The 16961-nt window shown below is 38.3% G+C and carries 16 protein-coding genes; all 16 read right to left on the reverse strand.

What is annotated here, in order from left to right; genetic code table 11:
- Window positions 1–17: 17 nt before the first annotated feature.
- A complete protein-coding gene (locus AB2Q86_RS10735; RefSeq protein WP_003726458.1) occupies window positions 18–794 on the reverse strand; it encodes an RNA-binding protein in 777 nt (258 codons plus the stop codon).
- A 124-nt stretch (window positions 795–918) separates the two neighbouring features.
- Entirely contained in the window at window positions 919–1209 is a 291-nt protein-coding gene (locus AB2Q86_RS10740) for a YggT family protein (RefSeq protein ID WP_003724066.1), read from the reverse strand.
- Window positions 1210–1231: 22 nt separating this feature from the next.
- Window positions 1232–1690, reverse strand: coding sequence for a cell division protein SepF (locus AB2Q86_RS10745; protein ID WP_003724067.1), 459 nt, complete (start codon window positions 1688–1690; stop codon window positions 1232–1234).
- 3 nt (window positions 1691–1693) lie between these two features.
- On the reverse strand, window positions 1694–2383 hold the full coding sequence (locus tag AB2Q86_RS10750; protein WP_012581004.1) for a YggS family pyridoxal phosphate-dependent enzyme: 690 nt from the start codon (window positions 2381–2383) through the stop codon (window positions 1694–1696).
- A gap of 119 nt (window positions 2384–2502) precedes the next feature.
- Window positions 2503–3678: a cell division protein FtsZ gene (ftsZ, locus tag AB2Q86_RS10755; RefSeq protein WP_003728828.1), complete on the reverse strand. Its 1176-nt coding sequence runs from the start codon at window positions 3676–3678 to the stop codon at window positions 2503–2505.
- 66 nt (window positions 3679–3744) lie between these two features.
- The gene (gene ftsA, locus AB2Q86_RS10760) at window positions 3745–5025 is read right to left on the reverse strand and encodes a cell division protein FtsA (RefSeq protein WP_003728335.1); all 1281 of its coding nucleotides are present in this window, start codon (window positions 5023–5025) and stop codon (window positions 3745–3747) included.
- Window positions 5026–5388: 363 nt separating this feature from the next.
- Window positions 5389–6201, reverse strand: a complete 813-nt coding sequence (locus AB2Q86_RS10765) for a cell division protein FtsQ/DivIB (protein WP_012581002.1) — start codon at window positions 6199–6201, stop codon at window positions 5389–5391.
- 22 nt (window positions 6202–6223) lie between these two features.
- Entirely contained in the window at window positions 6224–7315 is a 1092-nt protein-coding gene (murG, locus tag AB2Q86_RS10770; RefSeq protein ID WP_012581001.1) for an undecaprenyldiphospho-muramoylpentapeptide beta-N-acetylglucosaminyltransferase, read from the reverse strand.
- Window positions 7312–8679, reverse strand: coding sequence for a UDP-N-acetylmuramoyl-L-alanine--D-glutamate ligase (gene murD / locus AB2Q86_RS10775; RefSeq protein ID WP_012581000.1), 1368 nt, complete (start codon window positions 8677–8679; stop codon window positions 7312–7314). Before murD ends, murG begins: the two co-directional genes overlap by 4 nt.
- Window positions 8680–8819: 140 nt before the next feature.
- Window positions 8820–9794: a phospho-N-acetylmuramoyl-pentapeptide-transferase gene (mraY, locus tag AB2Q86_RS10780; protein WP_014589105.1), complete on the reverse strand. Its 975-nt coding sequence runs from the start codon at window positions 9792–9794 to the stop codon at window positions 8820–8822.
- Between the two features lie 46 nt (window positions 9795–9840).
- Window positions 9841–11316 carry a UDP-N-acetylmuramoyl-L-alanyl-D-glutamate--2,6-diaminopimelate ligase gene (locus AB2Q86_RS10785; RefSeq protein WP_014589106.1) on the reverse strand — a complete coding sequence of 492 codons (1476 nt, stop codon included), beginning with the start codon at window positions 11314–11316 and terminating at the stop codon, window positions 9841–9843.
- Window positions 11317–11490: 174 nt separating this feature from the next.
- Window positions 11491–13746: a penicillin-binding protein gene (locus AB2Q86_RS10790; RefSeq protein ID WP_003728837.1), complete on the reverse strand. Its 2256-nt coding sequence runs from the start codon at window positions 13744–13746 to the stop codon at window positions 11491–11493.
- Entirely contained in the window at window positions 13743–14105 is a 363-nt protein-coding gene (gene ftsL / locus AB2Q86_RS10795; RefSeq protein ID WP_003723754.1) for a cell division protein FtsL, read from the reverse strand. Before ftsL ends, AB2Q86_RS10790 begins: the two co-directional genes overlap by 4 nt.
- Window positions 14106–14121: 16 nt before the next feature.
- Window positions 14122–15060, reverse strand: a complete 939-nt coding sequence (rsmH, locus tag AB2Q86_RS10800; protein ID WP_003728838.1) for a 16S rRNA (cytosine(1402)-N(4))-methyltransferase RsmH — start codon at window positions 15058–15060, stop codon at window positions 14122–14124.
- A gap of 12 nt (window positions 15061–15072) precedes the next feature.
- Entirely contained in the window at window positions 15073–15504 is a 432-nt protein-coding gene (gene mraZ, locus AB2Q86_RS10805) for a division/cell wall cluster transcriptional repressor MraZ (protein ID WP_003723756.1), read from the reverse strand.
- Between the two features lie 202 nt (window positions 15505–15706).
- Window positions 15707–16954 carry an MFS transporter gene (locus tag AB2Q86_RS10810; protein ID WP_012580994.1) on the reverse strand — a complete coding sequence of 416 codons (1248 nt, stop codon included), beginning with the start codon at window positions 16952–16954 and terminating at the stop codon, window positions 15707–15709.
- Window positions 16955–16961 lie beyond the last annotated feature (7 nt).

A 16961-nucleotide genomic window follows, 5' to 3' on the forward strand; every position in this document is an offset into this window, starting at 1 on the left:
AGCAACTGCTTTCGTTTTTATTTTAAATAGCCAATTTCAATCCGAATTTTATCTTTTTTCGTTCTGCCGCCAGTTGATAGTACTTTTACCCGACCATACCCGCGAGCAGACAATACATCTTCTTCTTCACATTCAAAATCCGGATTTTCCACTGTTTTCCAGTTGACTTTTACTAGTCCAGCAGTTACCAATTGTTTCGCCTTCTGTCTAGAAATATGATGTGCATTACTAATAATCACGTCAAGTCGCATACTAGAAACAGTTAAGCCCATTTCTTCCCAAACGACCGGGGCATAAACAGCATTAGCTAAATCCGTTTCCTCTAACATCACATTTACTTTCCCGATTTTTTCAAGCTGTAATGTTAAATAATCCTTCATTGTACTTTCTACTAATAACTGCCATTCAGTGCCATTATTTAAAATATCTCCAAAAATATCACGCTTCATTCCAAGCGACATCAGTGTTCCAAGGATTTTTTGATGTGTGAGGGTCGTGAATTTTACCGGGTAGCGTATATGGAATAAAGCAATCTCAAAATCTGCTTCTGTCGGCGTATAATAATCTGGATAAATCAGTGCGCGCCGTCGTTCCGCGTGCGCCACTCCACCAAAAAACTGTACATTGATCTCATCATAACCACCGATAACTGTTTCGGTAATAAAACGCTGCCTCGGATCCAAGAAATCCGTAAGTTGTGGCGTGTATTCATTCTCAACTTGCATCGTAATCCCTAAAATCTTATCAATAAATGCGTATTCTTCCGCGCGAAAATGCTGATAAATTCCATCCATCATAATTTCTCCCTTTCAATCCGTTCCGAGTCTTTAGCCCTATTATACCATGAAAACAGCTGCTACTAGGCTAATCATGCTTATTAATAAAAAAAGCCACCCATTTTGAAAACGGGCGCGCTTTTTAAAATAGCATTGGAATGACATACACTTGAATTAGACCTGTTAAAACTCTCATCGCGTATTGGAAAATGAAATAAGCCACAAGGGACGAAATATCAAACATACCAATCGGCGGAATAATCCTTCTAAAAGGCTCTAAAATCGGTTCAAAAATACGAGCTAAAAATTGGCCGATTTTTGATTCTCTTGCACCGGGAAACCAGCTCATCAAGAAATAAATAAACATGAGTGTTGGCAACCATCTGATAATAAACAAAATGATTTCCACCACTTGATATAAAATACTTTGCAATCTAGCTCACACCTCTACTTCATCACATAAAGTTTTGTTCATCGAGCATTTCGGAAATAGAGCCATCCACTTCCACATTGTCTGGAGTACATAAGAAAATATTATTGCCAACGCGTTGAATATCTCCACCTAATGCATATACTGTTCCACTCAAGAAATCGACAATACGTGTCGCTTGATCATGGCTAATACGTTGCAAGTTTACAACAACAGATTTATATTCTTTTAAATAATCCGCAAGTTCTTGTGCCTCTGCATACACACGCGGTTCAGCAAGTACCATACGACTAGAAAACTGAGCTCCCTGCATACTAACCACCTTCGCATCATCTTCTTCTACTGCATAAAAACGATTTTTATTTGGTTTTTCTTTCTTCGTTTTCTTTTGCATAGGTTCTGGTTCCCTCGCTACTTCCTCTTCATAATATTCCTCTTCTTCATCTAAGAAAAAGAATGACTTAAATTTATTCGATAGTCCCATTTGTTACACCTCCATATTATCGTCACTCACCAAAGCTCTTCCTACTCGTATAAATGTTGCACCTTCCGTAATTGCAACTCCATAATCATTCGTCATCCCCATAGATAACTCTGTGCATGGAATATTGTTTAACTGAAGCGCATGAATTTCTTGCTGCAATTGCTTTAACTCATGAAATACGTGATGCAGCTCTATGTCGCTATTTGTAATAGGTGCCATTGTCATTAAACCAACAATCTCAATAAACGTAAAATTCGCTTCTTGTAAAAAAGATAGCGCCTCTTCTTTTGAAAAACCATGTTTGCTTTCCTCACCAGAAATATTCACTTGTAGGAAACATTTCACTGGTTTAGTAGCTCGCTTTTCGATTTCCTTTGCTAGCGATGATCGGTCAAGCGAATGCAAATAATCGATTTTTGGTAAAACATCTTTTACTTTACGTGTTTGTAAAGAACCAATGTAATGCCAACAAATGTCTTCTTTATCTGCAAGTGCTACTGTTTTTTCTTGGAAAACGTCTGCACGGTTTTCACCAAAGTGACGGATACCTAAATCATAAAGCTCTGTGATTCCAGCAGCATCAATTGTTTTTGTAACAGCTACTAACGTTACATCCTTCGCCTGACGATTACTCTCTTCACAGGCACGCTCTATTTGTGCCGTTACTTTTTGTAAATTAGCTTGTTTTGTCATTTTTAATCACCTTATATAATTCCCGAAGCGCTTTGTTTAAAACGTTTCTTGTTATAATCAGATACCCGGTCACTTGGCAATATTAAAAAAAGTGGCCGGGTGAAATTGTGTTATAAGTATTATCCGCGACGGTTACGGTTACGGATAAATGCTGGTACATCAACATCTGAACTATTTTGTTGTGGTTCAGCTTGTTGTTCATGAACTGGTGCATTTGCTTGTTGTGGCGCATTTTGCGCGTAATCATTTTGTTGTTCGTCTTGTACAGCATAATTAGGACGATTTACTTGGATAGATTGATTTGGACGGCGATTTGCTTGCGCTTGTTGTTGCGCTTGCTTTTCTTCATCAAAACCTGTTGCAATAACAGTTACAATCAACTCATCTTTTAATTCGTCGTTAATAACAGAACCGAAAATCATGTTTACATCTTCATCTGATGCACTTGATACGATTTCTGCTGCTTCTTGTACTTCATAAAGACTTAGGTTAGATCCGCCTGTAATATTCATTAGGACACCTTTTGCTCCGTCAACGGAAGTTTCAAGAAGTGGAGAAGAAATTGCTTTTTTCGCAGCTTCTGCAGCACGGTTTTCACCAGTTGCAATACCGATTCCCATAAGGGCAGAACCACGATTAGTCATAATTGTTTTCACATCGGCAAAGTCTAAGTTAATTAAACCAGGAACGGCAATCAAATCAGAAATACCTTGTACACCTTGACGTAAAACATTATCTGCTTCACGGAAAGCTTCAAGCATTGGCGTGTTTTTATCCACAATTTGAAGTAGACGGTCGTTAGGGATAACAATTAAAGTATCTACCGCTTCTTTCATTGCTTCTGTTCCAGTTAAGGCTTGTTTCGTACGTTTTGGTCCTTCAAAACCAAATGGTCGAGTAACAACACCTACAGTTAGAGCGCCCATTTCTTTTGCGATTTGAGCGATAACAGGTGCAGCACCAGTTCCAGTTCCGCCGCCCATTCCAGCAGTTACGAATACCATATCAGAGCCTTTTAAAGCTTCTTCAATTTGTTCGCGGCTTTCTTCTGCAGCTTTTTTACCAATTTCAGGTACAGCTCCCGCGCCTAAACCACGTGTTAATTTTGTACCGATTTGTAATTTTGTTTCTGCTTTTGCTAAGTTAAGTGCTTGAGCGTCTGTATTAACGGAGATAAATTCTACCCCTTGAACACCATGCTCAATCATACGGTTTACAGCGTTGTTACCGCCACCGCCAACACCGATTACTTTAATTGTTGCCAAACTTTCTGAACTAGTGTCAAATTCTAACATATTATTGCCTCCTATTTGCCGATTTATACGATACGATTTTCTTGCTGGACTATCAGCTATTCGCTTTTATTCAAAAAATGCGCCGAAAAAATTCTTCATTTTCGTTGATACTTTTTCGTCATCTGATTTCTTTTGTTTTGGTTTAGGTTGCTTTTGTTTTGGTGCTTCATCGTCGTAACGAGGTTCGCTTGCCGAACTGCTTACGTCACGTCCTTCTAATTCAGCCATTTGGTAAGCGTATTTAATTAAGCCTACTGCGGTTGTAAAGGAAGGTTCCCGAACACCAATATAATCAGGAATCGCTAGTCTAACGTGCGCTGCTAAGGTTTTTCCAGCCAAATCAATTGCCCCCGGAATAGCCATCGAGCCACCAGTTAGTACATAACCTCCTGGAAGATGCGTTTTACCGACACGAGTAAGTTCTTCCACTACTAATTGGAAAATTTCTTCCATGCGCGCTTCGATAATATCTGCTACTTCTACTTGTGTAAAATGTTGTTTTTGGTCACTACCGATAACATCAATAGCAAAAACTTCATCTGGAGAAGCATCATCATAAAATGCATAGCCATGATCCAATTTAACGCGATCGGCATTTGCAGTAGATGTGTTAAGTCCAAGTGATAAGTCTTTCGTAATATTATCTCCACCAACTGGAATGACACCAGTATAAGTTAGTCGTCCTTGTTCAAACACGCTAACGGTTGTAGTTCCTGCCCCAACATTCACGAGTGCTGTTCCAAATTCTTTATCATCTTCTGATAAGGAAATGGATGCCTCTGCAAGTGGTTGTAAAGCAATATCAGAAATTTCAAGTCCTGCACGTTCCACACAACGTAACGTATTATGTAAAATTGTTTTTGAACCAGTAATTAATGTGCCTTCCATTTCTAGACGTACACCAATCATTCCACGCGGATCAGTAATTCCAGTTAATCCATCTACAACAAATTGATCTGGAATAGTGTTAATAATTTCTCTTTCAGGAGATAGAGGAACAACCTGAGCTGCATCCATTACATTCCAGACATCTTCATCTGTAATTTCACGATTTTCGCTACCTACTGCCACAATTCCTCGGCAAGCTTCTAAATGCACTTGACTCGATACTACCCCAACTATTACTTGAGAAATTTCAACGCCAACCATTCTCTCTGCTTGTTCAATTGCCTTTTTAATGGATTCTACAGTCTTGTCTATGTCGATAATAATTCCTTTTTTAATTCCGGAAGATTCGACATTCCCAACACCGATAATATTGAGTCTATCGTCAGCCATTTCTGCGATGATTACTTTCACAGAAGCTGTTCCAATGTCTAAACTTACATAAATTTCGCTATCACCCATTTATCGGCACCTCCTTTTATTCTAGTCATTTAACATGTATTTATTTCTTTTTTTATACCGAGCAAAAGCCGGTTTTTTAACTTTCTTGAAAAGCTATGAAATTTCTTTATTTTTATGGCGTCAGTGTAGAATGATTGCCCATTCTGCCTAACATACAAAATCACTTATTTACAGTCTACACTAAGAAAGAAGGTAATAAAAGCACAAAGAACATTTTTTGGCAAATTCTTAAGATATTTTTTTCATTTTATTCAAAAAGCGAACAAGTGTTGGTATCTCTTGGCTTGAGGTCATCATTTTGTTACCTTTTTGAAACATCTGTTATCTATAAATTTGCCAAAAGTTGGCGAGAAGAAAAAAATATTATTCATTTGTTTCTTTCTTCTCTTTAGCTGCTTCTTCGGCTGCCTTTTTCTCGGCATTCTGTTGGTAATAACTTTGGAAATAAGAACCTACTTCAATATCAATAACACCTTTTTGGCCCTTAGCAAGTTGAGCGACAATGGCTGGATAATGTTGCATCTTCTCGGCAAAGGTACTAATATCTGCAGAGACCTGGTTACCATCATTCATATATAATTCAATATGATTTTGGTCACTTTTTGTTGGACTATAAATCACTTCCGAAATGGAACTAACGACATCTTTTGGCAGCTTATTAATTTGCGCTACCATTTTTTCAAGTGTTTTGCCGTTTTTAAAATTTTGGAAGAGCAAATCATTGCCGATTGGGAATTGTCTCGGTTGATCTGTTAGCATAATTCCGCTTTCCAGCACATCGTAATATTTTCCATCTTGTTGTTGGTAACCTATTGTTTTAAATTCGGTGATGTTGATTTGAACATCATTTAAACCTTCTTTAGAAACGGTAGCGTCTTTAATAAGGGTATTTTTTTTAAGCCTATCTTCGGTTTTTCCATTTCTTATACCGAGGACAAACTCACCAACTTCAAGTCCACTTTCTTTTCGCACTTCATTTTCAGTAAGTTGCTTATTACCACTTACAGCAATTTTATCCAACTTACTGAGTGGTGAAAGGAAATAAAGCGTAATGGCGATCAAAATCACAAAAATTCCGATTAAAATGGCTAAGTGTCGTACTAATTTTTTTTTGCGGTATTTTTTAAGTTCTGGTATGCGATTTTCAATTGAAATTACTCGTTTATTTTCAGCCATTTTATTCGCTCCTTTCTGCGATTTATTTCATAATGCTAAGAACTGCTTCTACTAATTTAGCTGCTGCATCTGGGCGACCCATTTGTTTAGCACTTAACTTCATACCATTTAATTTCGTCTCGTCGTTCAAAATCGAATCAACCGTCGCCATCAAATTGGTATTTTTTAATTCTGCTTCTGTAATTACGATTGCAGCATTGTTTTTTTCTAAAGCGCGGGCGTTGTTTTCTTGGTGGTTCGCTGTCACGTATGGACTAGGTATCAGAATACTCGGAACCCCAAGCGCTGTCAGTTCTGCGAGTGTTGTTGCTCCAGCTCTTGAAACAACTAACGTCACAGCGTTTAAAATTTTGGGCATATCATAAATAAATGGTTGAACGCTAATATGATAACCTAAATTTAACTCCGCCAAAGAATCTTTTATTTTTTCATAGTGGACGTCCCCAGTTACATAAAGTAGCTGAAAATCACGATTATTCCACTCTGGCAAAATAGCTTCTACCGCTTCATTCACGCCACGAGCCCCTCTACTTCCTCCAAAAACAAGTACAGTTGGCTTTCCTGAAACAAGTCCGTAAGCTTCCAGTGCACCTTCTGAGTCCACACCTACAACTTCAGAAGCACGTGGATTACCAGTAAAAACAATTTTTTCCGATGCGAAAGAATCACTTACTTCTTCAAAACAGATGGCTACTTTATCTGTGTAACGACTTAAAAATTTATTCGTTAAACCAGCAACGCTATTTTGTTCATGAATTAAAGTAGGAATTTTGAGTTTTGCTGCTGCGTAAACGACCGGGCCACAAACATAGCCCCCTGTTCCAATAACGACATCCGGTTTGAAGTCGCGCAAAATTTGTTTACTTTTTTTCGCGCCGCTCAGAAAACGCATCACTGTTTTAATATTTTCTAACGATAATGAACGTTTGAAACCAGTGATTTCAATTGCTTCAAATGGAATACCTTCCCGTTTAACAATTCCAGCTTCTAAGCCTTTTTCTGTTCCGATATATAAAAATTCCGCTTCAGGATGAACTTTTTTTAATTCTCTGATGAGAGCAAGCGCTGGATAAACGTGTCCACCAGTACCGCCACCACTTATTGCTACTTTCATTTTTCCACCTCTTCTATTAGCTCGCCGATTGCGTCCATATAGGCATTCCCGCGAACTTCAAATGTTCGGTATTGATCCCAACTCGCACATGCTGGTGAAAGTAAGATAATATCTCCTGGTGATGATTCGCGGTACGCAACTGGAACGGCTGCCTCAACATTATCCACGTAATGTACATCAATGCCAGCGATTTTCCCAACGCGACCAATTTTATCTGCTGTTTCGCCAAAGACGATTAACGTTTTTACATTTTTGAAAAATGGTAGTAATTCATCAAACGAGTTACCACGGTCTAAACCACCTGCTAATAACACAACTGGATTTTTAAAGCCTTTTAATGCACTTTGGGTAGCAAGAATATTCGTTGCTTTCGAATCGTTATAGAATTTACGACCTTGCCATTCTACAACAAATTGCGTCCGGTGCTCTACGCCTTTAAATGTTTCTAACACATGCATGATTTCTTCATTAGTAACGCCTAATGTTTTTGCTACTGCGACGGAAGCAAGTACGTTCTCTAAGTTGTGTTCGCCCGGAAGTAGGATATTATCACGTGCGCCAATCACTTCATCGTTGAACATAATATTGCCATTTTGCACATAACTGCCTTGACCAAGGCGCTGTGTTGTTGAAAACGGAATAACTTGTGCTTTTGTTTGTTTTGTTAGGTTTTTAAGCTCTTCTTGATCCCAATTAATGACTAGGAAATCATCTGCTGTTTGATTTTTTTGGATATGCCATTTTGCCTGAACATATTCACTACGGTCTGTATGATAATCTAAATGTGCTTCATAAATATTCGTGATGACGGAAATATGCGGTTTAAATGTTTCTACGCCCATTAATTGGAACGAAGATAACTCCATCGAAATATATTGATCACTGGTCGCATTTTCTGCAACTGCGGATGCCGGAAAACCGATGTTTCCTGCGAGTAAAGAACTATTTTCTTTGTGCGCATTTAACATATGGTGAATGATTGTTGTTGTTGTCGTTTTACCATTTGTTCCGGTAATACCAACAATTGGTGCTTCAGATATTTGGTAAGCTAATTCGACTTCCGTAATGACTGGAATTTTAAGTTTTAACGCTTTTTCAATCATTGGGTTGTTGTACGGAATTCCAGGATTTTTTATAACAAGCTCAAATCCTTCATCCAAAAGTTCAATTGGGTGTGAACCGCAAATGACTTTGATGCCTTGCTCAAGTAAACCTTGTGCTTCTGGATTCTCGCTAAAAGGTTTTTGATCGTTAACTGTGACAAACGCTCCCAGTTTGTGCATAATTGTTGCCGCGCTAACACCACTTCTTGCAAGACCCAAAACAAGTACTTTTTTGTGATGGTACATTTCAATTTTTTTCATTTCCTTTGGTTCCCCCATTTATATCAAAATTGGCGGTCGAATTTATGATTTTCACAAAAACGACGGAAAGCGCCAACCAGATTCTGTAAAAAACAGCTAACTAGAGACGCTTTTGCCGCAAAAAGATTACGGCGCATTATTTAAAAAATGACTACACAGACAGAAATAATTGCTCCGATTAATCCGATTCCCCAGAACGTTAAAACAACACGCCATTCGGACCAGCCACCAAGTTCAAAGTGATGATGAATTGGTGTCATACGGAAAATCCGTTTCCCTCCAGTTGCCTTAAAATAAAATACTTGCAATATAACAGATGCTGTTTCAATAACGAAAATAATTCCGATTAAAAGTAACAGCCATTCTTGATGAACTAAAATAGAAATTGCGGCGATACTTCCGCCGAGTGCAAGCGAACCAGTATCCCCCATGAAAATTTTCGCTGGATTTTTATTAAATAGTAGAAATCCGAGCATACCGCCTACAATCGCAAAACAGAAAATCGCGACATCCATTTGTTCTTGATAAAATGCAATGACACCAAAAGCAGAAAATGCAATGACAGAAAGCCCAGAAACAAGGCCGTCTAAACCATCAGTTAAATTAACTGCATTGGAGAAACCAACTAACCAGAACAAAATAAAGATAACAAAGAACCAGCCAAGGTCTACTTCTATATTCGTAAATGGAATATTAAGTGTCTCAGCAAAACTATTAAAATGATATACCAGATAGAATAAAATCGAAATCGCAACTTGCCCTAAAAACTTCTGTTTGGAAGTCAGACCTAGATTACGTTTTTGAACTACTTTGATATAATCATCCAGAAAACCTAATGCGCCAAATAATGCCAGCGCGATAAATAGTAGCCACGTTGCCGCACTAACTTCACCACTGATGAAAGAAAAGACCAAGAAGCTAATAAGCATAGCGGTAATGAAAACAACAGCACCCATTGTCGGTGTTCCAGATTTCTTTTCATGCATTTTCGGACCTTCATCTCTAATACTTTGGCCGAATTTTAATTTCACCAAAAATGGTATAAATAGTGGGACACCTATCACCGTAATGATAAAAGCCACTGCAAATGTTGATACTAACATGTATAAAGACACAATAAATTCTCCCCAATCTGTTTGTCAAAGCACTTCACTTCATATTTTATGCGAGTCCGAGTTTTTTTTCAATAGCTATTCGAGCTTCTACGCGATCATCGAAATCAATAACCTCGTCGCCAATCAATTGATAATCTTCATGACCTTTTCCAGCAATTAGAATAACATCCCCTGCTTCTGCTTCATTTACTGCAAAACGAATCGCATCTCGGCGGTTTTCGTGAACCACATAAGAATCACTATCTGGAACTCCTTGAATCATATCTTCAATAATCGCATGCGGGTTTTCACTACGCGGATTATCTGATGTAAAAATAGGATTTGACGAATAATCTACAGCAATTTTCGCCATTTGCGGTCGTTTTCCTTTATCACGGTCACCACCACAACCAACAACGACAAAAACGCGTTTTTCTGCAAATTCAGCAATTGTTTCTAGCACATTTAGCAAACCATCTGGTGTGTGGGCATAATCGACAATTACAGGAAATGCTTGTCCTGCATTTACGAGTTCGAAACGTCCTTTAACACCTGGAATAGTCTCTAGCGTTGCAATGGCTTTTTCAATTGGAATATGCAGTGCGAAACTAGTAGCAATCGCAGCTAAAACGTTATAAACACTAAAATTACCAATCATTTTTATTTTTACGGTAAATTCACCAACTGGTGTCGTTAAATCAAATGTGGAACCATGGCTCGTGATTTGGATATTGCTTGCTTTAAAATCAGCTTGCTGTTTAATTCCAAAAGTAATAACATGTGCAGCGGTTGCCGTTTGCATCCGCACACTTTCTGCATCATCTGCATTTAATACAGCCATTTTTGGATTACTTGTATGATAGCTGTTACCCAGTTGCGCAAACAGCAAACTTTTCGCATTGGCATATTCATCCATTGTGTGGTGATAGTCTAGATGGTCTTGAGATAAATTCATAAACACAGCGACATCATAATCTGAGCCGTATACGCGACCTTGAACAAGTGCGTGCGAGGATACTTCCATCACCGCAGTGCTCACGCCACTAAGTAGCATGTCGCGGAATGTTTCTTGTAAGGTGAGGCTATCTGGTGTTGTATTTTTTGTTTCTAAAATTTGGTCGCCAATTTTGCGATACATCGTGCCAATAAGACCCGTTTGCTCGCCATTTTCGCGCACGATTTGTTCGACTAAGTGACTCACAGTCGTCTTACCATTCGTCCCAGTAATCCCAACAAGTTTTAATGCTTGGGTTGGTGAACCGTAAAAATAATCGGCTAGCATTGCCATAGCACGTTTGGAGTCTCTTACATAAATGACAGGAATCGATACATCTAATTGTTTTTCCGCGATAATTGCTACCGCTCCAAGTTCTACTGCACGTGACGCAAATTGATGTCCATCCACCAATTCTCCGTCTATACAAATAAACAATGTCCCAGGTTTTACTTTTCTACTATCTTGGGCGATATGGCTAATTTCGATTGTTTCACTTGCCTCGCCAGTGTAAACCGGGATAGCTTGCATTAGTTCATTTAACTTCATTCTTGCCATCTCCTCAAACTTATTCTTTCTGTTATTTTTGCTAAAACCAAAAAGAATCCTTTTCTATCTTAGCAAAAACAACAAACTATATCTACCACGACAAAAGACACAGATTGCATTTAAAGTTAGAAGTATGCCACTTTGTAAAGCTGACATACTTCTATCTTCCTATTATTAATTGAGCAAATCACCGATACCGGCATTCTCTTGGATGTCAGTTGCTTTTTTATTTTTTTCAGCCGTATCTTGATCGTGATTTTGATTAAAATCACCAATTTCTTCTGGAGGGGCGAGAGTTAGTTTCATTTTCGTTTCACTATTAATCACGCTACCCGCAGAAACGCTCTGGCTTTTCACATAACCACTTCCACTAAATTCAAATGGAATACCGGTTATTTCAGAAACTTTCAGTGCATCATCTTTCGACCAAGTTATCATATCAGGCGCAGTCATGTCTCCATCTGTCATTAAAATAACTTTTTGGCCTTGCATGATTTCGCTATTTGCTTGCGGTAGTTGTTGGACAATTTTTTTGCCGTTACCGACAACGATTGGTTCCAATCCTTTATCTTGCACTGCTTTTTTGGCTTCATCTACTGTTTTCCCTGCTAAAACTGGTACTTTTTCAGAAGCTAGTTTTTCTACGTCGCCTGGTTTGATGTTCATATATTGTAGGCTGTTTTTCATTACAGGGTTAAAAACTTCTGATACTGCTTCGCCACCTGTTTGACTACCAGACAATTGTGGTTGTTGCATCGTTACGTAAATAACTAACTCTGGATTATCCGCTGGTGCCATTCCTAAGAAGGAGAATATATAATTATCTGCACCAGTCATATATTTACCTGTTTTTGGATCTGGAATTTGTGATGTACCTGTTTTACCTGCTACATCGTATCCAGGAATCGCATATAATTTACCTGTACCATTTTGTCCGCTAATAACGTTTTTTAATTCGTCACGTGTTTTCTTGGCTGTTTCGGCACTAATTGGTTTACCAGCAATTTTTGTTTTAGTATCGGTTTTTTCGCCTGTGTTTGGATCTTTGACACTTGAAACAACATAGGGTTCTTTCATCGTGCCATCACTTGCGATGGCTGACGCTGCTTGAATCATTTGCATCATTGAAACGGTTGTTCCTTGTCCGAAAACGGTTGTTACTTTTTCAATTGGATAGTTATATAGAATCTTTCCACTAGTTTCATTTGGTAAAGCAATACCGGTTTTCTTTCCAAAGCCAAACTTATCTAAATAAGTTTTAAATGTATCGGTTCCCATTTTGTTTAAAAGCTTGGCAAATGCTACGTTACTGGAACGTTCCACACCTTCACGGTACGTAATAGACCCCCAACCATTTCCGTTGTTATGGTCATGAATTGCGATATCGCCAACTTTATAAGAACCAGATTGATAATAATCATTCGGATTATAGACATTTGTATCAATAGCAGACGCAAGGGAAATAATTTTCATTACAGACCCTGGCTCATAAGCGTATTCGACAGGTAAATCTTGCCAAATACTAGAACTATTTCCGGTAATAGTAGATCGATCAGCTGGGTTGAATGAAGGACGTTGACTAATAGCTAAAATTTCGCCTGTTTTTGGATCAGCTACAACAGCCATCATGTTTTTTGGTTTGTATTTTGCATCAACTGTGGTCATCGTATCTTCTAAAAAGGTTTGAATTTTTTTGTCTAACGTCAGCGTAATGTCTTTGCCATCTTTTGCTTCGGTTACTTTATTTTTAGAATTAGGCAAAATATAGCCCATTCTGTCTGTACTGTAATCAATCTTACCGTTTTTGCCTGTTAAAATATCATTATAACGGGACTCAATGCCCATTTTACCTTCTAAAACGGTAGTATTCTTTTCTTCTTCTTGTTGTGCAAAACCAATTAGTTGTGTCGCGAATGTTCCATTAGGATAAAAACGTTCTGATTGGCGAGTAAATTCAATACCTGGTAATTTTTCTTTGTCAATTTTCGCCTTTGTTTCTGTAGAAATATTTTTCCCAGCAGAACCGAATTCAACTTGATATTTTCCTTTTTCGTTCAGTTTATCAAGAATATCAGATTCATCCATAGGAATATATTTTGCAAGAACTTGCGCCGTTTTTTCTTCATCAACGACACGCATTGGATTTTTCGTTGTTTTGGAAAGTTTGTCACTAACAACCGCTGCAATCGTGTAAGAAGCCGTATCCTCCGCTAACACTTCTCCTTTACGATCTAAAATGGAGCCGCGCTTTGCTTCGAGAACACTGCTTTTTAAATGTTGTTTGGATGCTTTTGCTGCAAGAGGTACCCCATTTGCTTCTCCCGTAATTTGCAAATAAAGAAAACGGCCAGAAACCAAGAGAAAGAGAATTGTGAAAAAGATAAAAAGCACAAGAGCTCCCCTTCTCATGTTACCTATACGCCGTTTCATTGACCATCTACCACTTTCACATTATCGCCATCAAGTTTTAGCCCTTTTTCTTTAGCGATTTTTAAAATACGTTCATATCTCCCTAGATCTTTTACTTCTACTTTTAAGTCTTCATTTGATTTTTGTTGTTCGAGAATTTTGGTTTCTTTTGTTTGAATTTCTTGGTTCACTGTGTAAATTTGCGCTTGAACACTAATTATACGAAAAGCAACAACTAAAACAATCGCAAGCGCAATCGTGATGATTACTTTTTCTCCAAGTGTCATTTGACCACGTTTTAGGATTTGTTTTTTAGGTTGTTCCGCTTCTCTATGTACTCTATTTGGCTCGAGATTCGATTTATAGGCGACATTGCTCACATTTTTTCAACTCCTGCTATTTGATAATTTTTTCGATCACGCGTAATTTTGCTGAACGCGCTCGGTTGTTTTGCTCCAGTTCTTCTTCACTTGGTACAATTGGTTTTCTTGTCGCAAGTTTGAAATCTGGTTTATATTCATCTGGAATGACAGGAAGACCTGGTGGTAAATCTGGTCCTTTTGTCGCTTCTTGGAATAATTGCTTCGTTATGCGGTCTTCTAGAGAATGAAACGTAATTACGCTAATTCTGCCGCCTGGTTTTAATAAAGTTAAGGCTTTTTCAAGCGAATCTTCTACTGCACCGAGTTCGTCGTTAACGGCAATTCGGATGGCTTGAAAAGTTCGTTTCCCTGGATGTCCGCCTTTTCTTCTTGCTGGCGCCGGGATAGCTGTTTTGATAATATCTACTAGTTCGCCTGTAGTTTCAATTGGCTTTACTTCACGACGACGTTCGATTTCACGAGCGATTTGTTTAGAAAATTTTTCTTCGCCGTATTGGAAAAAGATACGAATTAAATCTTGGTAAGACCATTCATTGACAACTGTTTTTGCCGTCAATTCTTGCTCTTGGTCCATCCGCATATCTAGTGCTGCATCTTGATGGTAGCTAAAACCACGTTCTCTCTCGTCTAATTGAGGGGAAGAAACGCCTAAATCATACAAAATCCCATCAACTGCTTCGATACCACGCTCATTTAATGCTTCTTTCATATCGCGAAAATTGGCTTTAATAAAAGTCACTTTATCGCTATAATCTGCTAGTTTAATTTTTGCATTATCAATCGCTGTTTGATCTTGGTCAAATGCAAATAAATGCCCTTTTTCATTAAGCTTATTTAGTAAATACTCGGAGTGACCTGCGCCGCCAAGTGTTGCGTCGACATAGATTCCGTCTGGTTTTACTTCAAGCATATCGACTGTTTCATGTAGTAGTACGGTTTCGTGTTTAAACATGCGTTTACCCCCTTAAATATCAAAGCCAATCATATTTTCGGCTAAATCAGCAAAAGATTCTTCTGCCTCGTTAAAGACATCATCCCACTCTGATTTACTCCAAATTTCAATACGACTAGAAACCCCGATAATAACTGTTTCTTTTTCCAAATCCGCATACTGTAGTAAGTTGGATGGAATATTAATCCGGCCTTGTTTGTCTAGTTCACATTCAGACGCACCGGAAAAGAAGAAACGTGTAAAGGAACGAGCATCTTTCTTAGTAAGTGGTAAGGTTTGGAGCTTTTCTTCAAGCTTTTTCCATTCCTCTTGTGGATAAGCAAATAAACACTTATCAAGTCCTCGGGTTATAACAAAATTATCCCCCAAAAGCTCACGGAATTTAGCTGGCACAATTAATCTGCCCTTTATATCGATGTTATGTTGATATTCTCCCATGAACATTAGACTTCACCCACTTTCATACATACCACTTTACCACATCTCCCCACTTCGCACCACCCAAAACTAAAAAAAGTGCAAAAAAAAATCATTCCAGCCAAAGCATAGAATGATTAAACCCTTATTTAAAGCCATTTTCAGCTATTTCTATTCTTAAAAAACAATGTGGGGCTCGGTGGAGGGATTCCCCACTTTGAACCAAAAATTATTTTGCTAACACTTTTTCCCAACCTGATTTTAAAGCTAAGGCCGAAAACACGATACTTAAAATTCCAAGGATAATCGTAAAAGCGCCCATTCCATATTTGCCAATAAAAGGTGCGAACACAAGACTTACAGAGCCAATCATTTTACCGATTTGGAAAACAATGCCATTAAACGCCATATATGCGCCCCTTCTATCATCATCCACAATTGCTGCTAAAATCGTTTGACGGGTCGGGACATAGAGTAATTCACCAACAGAAAGCACCACCGTCGCTAGAAGTAATACAGCTAAACTATTCGCAAAAGCGCAAACAGCGAACCCAAGTGCAAATAAAGTAAATCCTACGTACATAATAGGTTGTTGCGCCCTTTTCGTCACAAACCTCGCAATTGGGACAGTAAAAAGCACAATGCATAGTGTATTTACTGCCGTTAACACACTCACTATTTGAACCCCATTGAGGGAAATATCCCCAAGCGGACCCAAATGCACAAGTAACGCTTTTACGTCTTCTGCTAAACGCACAGAAATATAATTACTTCGTTGAAACTCAATTGACATGATCGCAATTCCACCAATAGTATATAGAAGAAAACGATAATCATGTAATACTTGCCCGTAATTTTTAAACAACTTCATTAATCCGTATGTTCCTTTTTGTGGTACTGTCTTCTGCTGCAAAGTCTCTGAAATCAAACTTATTGTAAGCCACGCTGTAACAAAGGACATGAAGAACAAGACAACTAATAACGGAAATAGATAGTCTACAAAAAACCATCCTCCCACCATAATTCCAATCAGGATAGATAAATTATTTGCCCAATAACTAACAGAATACATAAACGACCGATTCTCCGGAGTACTCACATCAATCAACATCGCTTCTCCAGCCGGATTAATTAATCCTTGTGCCACACCAATAACGAGTAACATGACGAATGTTATCCACGGTGAATGAAACATAGGCGAATTGCATATCACCATTCCTAGAAACGCAAACACTTTAAGCAGTTCCCCCGTGACCATTAACTTCTTGCGACCAATAAGATCCGCTAGATGCCCACCATACATACCAGCAAGAAATTGTGCAAACACATTAATCATCAAGAGAACCCCAGCAATACTGCTATTAATCTCCATTGAAAAATAAATTGCCATAAAAGGAAAAATCATCGAACCGATTACTTTACTCAAAAACTGAATTAATATCCGCGCACGAATATTTGGATGCAACTCTCTAAACATGATATTC

It is taken from the genome of Listeria monocytogenes, from assembly GCF_041765605.1.
Classification (GTDB): Bacteria; Bacillota; Bacilli; order Lactobacillales; family Listeriaceae; genus Listeria; species Listeria monocytogenes_D.

Bases quoted from the DNA above. Each gene is read 5' to 3' on its own strand.
- AB2Q86_RS10735 (WP_003726458.1), bottom strand. From the start codon at position 794: ATGGATGGAATTTATCAGCATTTTCGCGCGGAAGAATACGCATTTATT.
- AB2Q86_RS10745 (WP_003724067.1), bottom strand. From the start codon at position 1,690: ATGGGACTATCGAATAAATTTAAGTCATTCTTTTTCTTAGATGAAGAA.
- AB2Q86_RS10750 (WP_012581004.1), bottom strand. From the start codon at position 2,383: ATGACAAAACAAGCTAATTTACAAAAAGTAACGGCACAAATAGAGCGT.
- ftsZ (WP_003728828.1), bottom strand. From the start codon at position 3,678: ATGTTAGAATTTGACACTAGTTCAGAAAGTTTGGCAACAATTAAAGTA.
- ftsA (WP_003728335.1), bottom strand. From the start codon at position 5,025: ATGGGTGATAGCGAAATTTATGTAAGTTTAGACATTGGAACAGCTTCT.
- AB2Q86_RS10765 (WP_012581002.1), bottom strand. From the start codon at position 6,201: ATGGCTGAAAATAAACGAGTAATTTCAATTGAAAATCGCATACCAGAA.
- murG (WP_012581001.1), bottom strand. From the start codon at position 7,315: ATGAAAGTAGCAATAAGTGGTGGCGGTACTGGTGGACACGTTTATCCA.
- murD (WP_012581000.1), bottom strand. From the start codon at position 8,679: ATGAAAAAAATTGAAATGTACCATCACAAAAAAGTACTTGTTTTGGGT.
- AB2Q86_RS10785 (WP_014589106.1), bottom strand. From the start codon at position 11,316: ATGAAGTTAAATGAACTAATGCAAGCTATCCCGGTTTACACTGGCGAG.
- AB2Q86_RS10790 (WP_003728837.1), bottom strand. From the start codon at position 13,746: ATGAAACGGCGTATAGGTAACATGAGAAGGGGAGCTCTTGTGCTTTTT.
- rsmH (WP_003728838.1), bottom strand. From the start codon at position 15,060: ATGTTTAAACACGAAACCGTACTACTACATGAAACAGTCGATATGCTT.
- mraZ (WP_003723756.1), bottom strand. From the start codon at position 15,504: ATGTTCATGGGAGAATATCAACATAACATCGATATAAAGGGCAGATTA.
- AB2Q86_RS10810 (WP_012580994.1), bottom strand. From the start codon at position 16,954: ATGTTTAGAGAGTTGCATCCAAATATTCGTGCGCGGATATTAATTCAG.